The sequence below is a fragment of the Streptomyces niveus genome (genome assembly GCF_001723055.1).
Classification (GTDB): domain Bacteria; phylum Actinomycetota; class Actinomycetes; order Streptomycetales; family Streptomycetaceae; genus Streptomyces; species Streptomyces niveus.
In genome coordinates, this window is the sequence record NZ_MDCR01000373.1 from 1 (window position 1) to 2,504 (window position 2,504).

At 74.0% G+C, this 2,504-nt stretch carries 2 protein-coding genes and 1 pseudogene; 2 read left to right on the forward strand and 1 reads right to left on the reverse strand.

Features of this window, described 5'->3' with window-relative positions; genetic code table 11:
- A pseudogene (locus BHU15_RS40535) lies at positions 1-829 on the forward strand (glycosyltransferase); the annotation flags it as partial.
- Here the strand turns inward: BHU15_RS40535 and BHU15_RS33350 are convergent.
- Positions 805-1,197 carry an NYN domain-containing protein gene (locus tag BHU15_RS33350; protein WP_107422979.1) on the reverse strand — a complete coding sequence of 131 codons (393 nt, stop codon included), beginning with the start codon at positions 1,195-1,197 and terminating at the stop codon, positions 805-807. The pseudogene BHU15_RS40535 and the gene BHU15_RS33350 overlap by 25 nt on opposite strands.
- Before the next feature lie 102 nt (positions 1,198-1,299).
- On the opposite strand from BHU15_RS33350, the gene BHU15_RS33355 reads away from it, so the two are divergent.
- On the forward strand, positions 1,300-2,457 hold the full coding sequence (locus tag BHU15_RS33355; RefSeq protein WP_255293271.1) for a PLL family lectin: 1,158 nt from the start codon (positions 1,300-1,302) through the stop codon (positions 2,455-2,457).
- Positions 2,458-2,504 lie beyond the last annotated feature (47 nt).

Sequence of the window (2,504 nt, forward strand, 5' to 3'; positions counted from 1 at the left end):
CCCGGTCGCCGCCGCCGCGCTCCTGACCGACCCCGCGGGCTTCGTCTTCTGGACCGTCACCGGATCGGGGGCGTACGCCTTCTCCCTCACCGGCTCCGAACTCCACGTCCTCATCCGGGCGTTGGTGAACAGCCTCATCCTGTGCCTGTGCTGCGTCGGCATCGTCCCACCGGTCCGCAGGGCCCTGCGGACCACCCGCGGGCCTGCCGGGAAGCCCCCCACCGATCTCTGGGTCTGGTTCGCCGCCTCCGCCGGAGCCGTCACCGTCGGCTTCCACTTCTACGGCCACTACTTCCTGCAACTCCTGCCGCCCATCGCCCTGTTGGCGACCGCGGCCCTGCGCTCACTGCGCCACGAGCGGCTCAGACACGTGCTGTCCGTACCGGCCGGGGCCTGCGCGCTCTTCGTGATCTGGGCCTTCTTCGCCCCCCACGCCGAACTCACCCACGCCGAACGCGTCGCCACCGCCGTACGGGAACACAGCGACCCCACGGACCGGGTCCTCGTGTGGGGCATGCACCCGCAGACCTACCGCCTCGCCGACCGCGAACCCGCCAGCCGCTATCTGACCGCCGGCCTCCTCACCAACTTCAGCGGCGGCAGGGACGGCCCCCAGGTCGGCGAGGAGTTCGGGATGCCCGGCGCCTGGCGGGTCTTCGCCGAGGAGATGCGCGCCCGCCCGCCGGCCCTGATCGTCGACGACTCCCGGGGCAAGCCGTACGCCCCCGAACGCCTCCCGACGCTGCGGCGGTTGCTCGCCGCGCAGTACGAGCCGCTGCCCGGCACCGTCGAGGGCACCGTCCTCTACGTACGCTCCTCCGGGAGCTGACGCACCGTACGGGGCCCCACGCACCGCGCCCCGTACGCCTCGACCCGCCGCCGCAGCTCCCGGTCGGCGGTGACGACGACACAGGGCCACCCGGCAGCGCCCGCGGCCAGCTCGGCGATCAGGTCGTCGCCGCTGCCGGGCGCCGACTCCACCCGTACCCCCGGTACGGACTCCACGCCCCGCGCCTGACCCTCCACGACCAGCACCAGCTCCACCGGCCCGGGGATCCCGGCCCCGGGCAGCCCGTCCACGGCGAGCGGCACCAGCCGCTCCCGCAGCCGCTCGGCCGCCGCGCGCCGGTCCCGCCACCATCCGTCGGGCACCGAACCGACCACGTTCGCCCCGTCGACAATCAGTAGAATCCGCACTTCAGGAGCGTGCCACAACCGGCCGGGGCGGTACGGTTCCCGTTCGCCCGCGAATGCTATCGTCGGGGAAATTTCATGCGCTGGGGAAGGTGGCAGTGGGTCATGGCACTGCGGTCCGCACGGACGTCGAAACGATCCGGACGCAGCCCCGGCGAGGCCCCGGACACCGGCGCCCGGCCGGCTGAATCCATCCCCCTCCCCACCGCCGACGGCGCACTGCCCGCGACCACCGGCTGGCTGGTGCGCGGCAAGGACGGCAGGCTCACCGCGTACGCGCCCACCGAGAACGGCGTGCTGCGCTGGACGGAGGACCGGCTCGGCGGACCGAGCTGGTCGGGCCCCGAACTCCTCCCGGCCCCCGGCCTGTTGCCGTACCTGTCCATCGCCACCGGCACCGAGGGGTACGTCCATCTGGTGGGCCTGCGGCGCAAGCCGGCCCCCGAGAACCAGATCCGCACGGACGTCGTCTACGCCGTCCAGTTCCAGACCGGCCGCCCGCTGCGGGACTGGCAGGCACTCGGCACGCCGTACCCGAAGGACCTCGCCCGTGGCGGCCTGCTCGGCCTGCCGTCGGCGGTGATCGACCCCAACGGCTCGTTGCACCTGTTCGCCCGCAACGCGGGCCGCGGCCTGTCGGCCCGGATCCAGAAACCCACCGGGGCGTGGCTCGCGTGGGCGGACCTCAAGGGGTCCCGGATGACCGGCGAGTCGGCGGCCGTCGTGGGCGAGGACGGCCTGATCGAGGTCCTGGGCCCGACCGACGACGCGGTCATGCGCTGGCGCCAGCCCAAACTGGCGGCGAAGGCCGAGCGCGATCTGAAGAGCTTCGCGGCGCACGTCGCCCCCGGCACCCTCACCTCGGAACGCACCGGCGCCGACCGCCTCACGCACTACTGGCGCGACAAGGACGACCGTACGGTGCACGCCTGGCGCCTCGACGACGGCGAGACCGCCCCACTGGGTGGCCCGGGCACCGGCCCGATCGCCCTGCTCCGCACCCCCGTCGACGGCCACGACTGCACGATCCTGGCCCAACGCGGGCTCGACGGCCGCCCCCTGCTGGCCGCGTACCCGACGGAGAACGAGGCGGCGGGCGTCACCTGGACCCCGACGGGCGAACAGTGCGTGGGCGCCCCGGCGTTGGCCCTGGACGGCCGTGGCCGCGTGGTGATGGCGACGCTGTCCAAGGACGGCACCCTGCGTGTGGCCCGCCAGAAGGCGGAGCCGGGGCTGGCGCTGGAGGCGTGGTCGCGGGTCTGAGGTGTTGCGCCTGCGGCGCGGGTTGCTGGTTGCGGTGGTGTCCGGGT

Bases quoted from the DNA above. Each gene is read 5' to 3' on its own strand.
- BHU15_RS33355 (WP_255293271.1), top strand. From the start codon at position 1,300: ATGGCACTGCGGTCCGCACGGACGTCGAAACGATCCGGACGCAGCCCC.